Source organism: Pseudofrankia coriaricola (assembly GCF_001854805.1).
GTDB lineage: Bacteria > Actinomycetota > Actinomycetes > Frankiales > Frankiaceae > Pseudofrankia.
In genome coordinates, this window is record NZ_MBLO01000156.1 from 1 (window position 1) to 3,483 (window position 3,483).

Genomic DNA, 3,483 nt, shown 5'->3' on the forward strand with positions numbered 1-3,483 from the left:
GTCGGGCACCACGCCGAGTGCGCCGAGCAGCCCACCGGCCTGCCCGACCGCTCTGGCCGCCAGCCGGGCCCGCTGACCGGCGGGAACACGGGTAGGCGACACTGAAGGCACGGACGCGGCCCCACTCTCGGACGATCATGGCGTAGGAACCTCGATCATCCCGTGGGCGCCGCGTCCGCCCGTTCCCGGGGCCGGCCCGACGGCAGCGCCCCCGCTCTCCCGCCGCGCGGAGTCGCAGAAGACCAGATAACAGCCCAACCCGACGATCCCGCGGCCGACCAGGCAGAAGCTGATCAGACACACGGCGGCCGTCGCGGGCCGGTACACCCGGCAGCCGTAGCCGCTACAGGCCCACGACGCCAGCCGACACGCCGCCCACGACTTTGTCGCAGCCCTGCTGCAGCTGTGGGCTCCGCCAGGGCTTGCGCGTCGAGTATCCCGCCCGGTCGGGCGTCCGGCAGGGATGCCGATTCGCTGGTGATTCTGGCCTGCGAATGCCGTCGGCCGCGCGAGAATAGACACCGGCAGCAAGGGAAGGTCCGGGTACTGGCTTGGCCGACTACCGCCATCCGTCAAACGATGCCCCTGCCGCCGAGGCGACGCACGATGGCCGCAGGTCGATGGCGCCTCGGCATTGCACGCGCTCTGTCTTCGGCAGGCAATCATGGTGGCAATGTCGAAGCGTGGCCCGGTGCGTTACCTGCTCCCGGCTGTGGCCGTCCCGCGCCGAGACGGTCGCCAACCGGAGACTGCCGCGCTCAGCGCACGGCGGGAGCTGTGACGGTTTTCATTGACGGCCGTCAGTGAAGGCGGTATATAGATAGATACCATGCCTCAGGATCCCGAAAGAGTGAGTGGCCGCGAGGCGCAACGTCTTGAGACGTGCCGCCGTATCTTCGGCGCGGCGCTCGCCGAGTTCCAGCGGTCCGGCATGGCCGAGGCTGACATCGGAGCAATCATCGCTGCCGCGGGGGTCGCGCGGGGAACGTTCTATTTCCACTTCCCGACGAAAGGGCACGTCCTAGCCGAGCTAGAGCGCCAAGAACAGGCTCGGATGGCCGGTCAACTGGTTAAATTCCTCACCTCGCCGCATGACTTGAAGGCGTCCTTCACTGAGGTTGTCCGTCTGGTTTCCGCGATCGAAAAACGGCTCGGAAAGACTCTTTTTCGAGAGATTCTAGCCTTCCTTTTCTCGCCAGCCCGCCCCGATCTCCTGCAGGAGACAGACTACCCGGTGACCGCAGGGCGGCGGCAAAGTTGCTGGTTAGCAACGTAGCTTTTTGATCGTTTCGAGTGGTCGTTCTGGTCGGCGGGCGCGGTGGCGTAGGGCCTGGGCGATGTTGGTCGTACCGGTCAGGCGCAGGATCGTGATCGCGAGGTTGCGGAGGCTGGCCATGATCTGGGGTGCGTTTCCGGTGCGGGCGGGGTGGTGGTCCTCGTCGTAGGTGACGTCGCGGACCCGTGCGCCATGAGGCGCTGTTGTTTCGAGTGGAGGTGGAAGACCTTCGCCCCTGACCCTGTGGCAGCAGGGCGGGGAAGCTGAGGGCAGCCGGTTCCGGGAGGTGCCGGAATGGGTGGGAGCAGCCCTGACAAAGCCGAGACGTGCCAGCACTGCCAGATGGTGCGGGTCCGGCGAGCGTGATGGAGAGGAGTACGAGAGGAACGCGCGATCTTACGCCCCTCAAGATGTCACCGACCTGGAACCTGGCGGATGGGGTCCGATGCGGTGCGCACCCCGGAGAAGTAGTCGGGGGAACTCCTGGGTGGCTTTGAGTTCAGCTGCCGGGAGGCCACGTTGAAATGCTGCGGGGTAGGCGTGGCGATGCCGCTGGGGTATAGCGGGGCTCCTCCTTCATCGAGCGATCAGCAGTGAACATGGGAACAGTTCCGGTCCCGCCTGTACCGTTGCGCAGCTTGCGCGTGGGATGGGCTGGATCCACCGTCGATCGATCGGGTCGGGACGGGGCGGAGCCGTCGTAGTACTCCGAGGCCGGGAAAGCCCGTCACATGGGGAAGGACGGCAGCGGTTGCGGAAGGGAGGAACTGCAATGCTGAAAGATCCGCCGGGGAATCCTGGCGGTCCTGGCGAGGGATTCGCTCCGTTCGCGAGGGTATCGGGGATGCAGGCCAAGCTTCACCGTTGGGCTGCGGTCGATCCTGGCCGCAGGTTCGATGACCTGTTCAATCTCGTGCACGACCCGGGAACGCTGATGGTGGCGTTCGAACGGGTCGCAGGTAACCGGGGTGCCCGTTCCTCTGGTGTGGACGGCCTGACGGTCGCCGACGTCGAGGAACAGACGGGTGTGCCCGGATTCCTGGACGACCTCCAGGCCCAGCTCAAGGCAGGCACGTTCGTGCCGCTGCCGGTGCGGGAACGTGAGATCCCCAAGCCGGGCGGGTTGGGGAAGGTCAGACGCCTGGGGATACCGATGGCCAGGGCATAGTGCTGGTTCGCCCAGACCATCTTTGGGTTTTCTAACGGTAACTCATCCTTTTCACGCGCTTGCTGGTGAGCGTCTGGAGATTCTGTATGCCAAGCATCGGAATGGTGCGTTGGTGTTTGTCTGCGCGTGTGGTGTGGGTCGGACGGTGACGTTGCCGCAGGCATGGACGGATCGTGGGGAGACGCCGACGGGTGATCGGCTGTCGGTGGAGCAGCTGGGTGCTGCGCGAGTGGTGGCCGATGCGCTCCTGCGCCGGGGTGGGTGCAGGGAAGAACGGCAGGGTGAGGACACCGAGGATGTGCCGCGTGCAGGCTCCGGCGGGGCCGGGGGCGGGGTGCCAGGACGGGGCCGGGGTGTGGCGCGAGCAGGTGATGGTGCTGGCCAACATGGTCGAGTCGTGCTGGGAGGCGGCCGTGAACGGCGCGTCGAAGATTACCGGGTTGCATCGGTCCCGGACGGCCGCGATCTATCTGCGGCAGTCGACGTTGATGCAGGTGCGGGACAACACGGCCTCCACGTTGCGGCAGTACGGCCTGGTGGACTTGGCGGTGGAGCTCGGCTGGCCGCGGGAGAACGTGCGGGTGATCGATGCGGACCTGGGGGTGTCAGGGAGGTTCGGTGCCGACCGCGAGGGGTTCCGGGACCTGGTGGCTCAGGTGTGTCTGGGCGAGGTTGGGGCGATCTTCGGGTTGGAGGTCTCCCGGCTGGCCCGGTCGTCGGCGGACTTCGCTCGTCTGCTGGAGCTGGCCCGTCTGACCGATGCGCTGCTGGTGGACGCTGACGGCGTCTACGATCTCGCGGACTTCAACGATCGTCTTCTGCTCGGCTTGAAAGGATCGATGTCCGAGGCCTTATGCCGACGTCGGCATAAGGCCTCGCTGATCGTGCCCTTCAAGCCCAGCAGCAACCGGTCGTTGTGCTCGGCCGGGCGTGTCATGACGACGACGGCTCTGGCGCATATTCGGTGGTGACGTTCAGTGATCGCGTGGTGAGACGCCGCTTGCGTCTACTTTGTCCTGGTTGAGGCTTTCCAGCGCAG

The 3,483-nt window shown here is 66.1% G+C and carries 3 protein-coding genes and 1 pseudogene; all 4 read left to right on the forward strand.

Going from position 1 to position 3,483, the window contains the following annotated elements; translation table 11 throughout:
* The first annotated feature begins 850 nt into the window (after nucleotides 1-850).
* Nucleotides 851-1,276, forward strand: a complete 426-nt coding sequence (locus BCD48_RS20815) for a TetR family transcriptional regulator (RefSeq protein ID WP_071050086.1) — start codon at nucleotides 851-853, stop codon at nucleotides 1,274-1,276.
* Nucleotides 1,277-2,120: 844 nt separating this feature from the next.
* Nucleotides 2,121-2,444 carry a reverse transcriptase family protein gene (locus tag BCD48_RS20820; protein WP_071050087.1) on the forward strand — a complete coding sequence of 108 codons (324 nt, stop codon included), beginning with the start codon at nucleotides 2,121-2,123 and terminating at the stop codon, nucleotides 2,442-2,444.
* Nucleotides 2,377-2,634, forward strand: a pseudogene (locus BCD48_RS56765) (DUF5372 family protein); the annotation flags it as partial. The gene BCD48_RS20820 and the pseudogene BCD48_RS56765, both read left to right, overlap by 68 nt.
* 163 nt (nucleotides 2,635-2,797) lie before the next feature.
* A complete protein-coding gene (locus BCD48_RS46925; RefSeq protein WP_241841885.1) occupies nucleotides 2,798-3,415 on the forward strand; it encodes a recombinase family protein in 618 nt (205 codons plus the stop codon).
* Nucleotides 3,416-3,483 lie beyond the last annotated feature (68 nt).

Coding starts and splice junctions, on each gene's coding strand:
- BCD48_RS20820 (WP_071050087.1), top strand. CDS start 2,121: ATGCAGGCCAAGCTTCACCGTTGGGCTGCGGTCGATCCTGGCCGCAGG.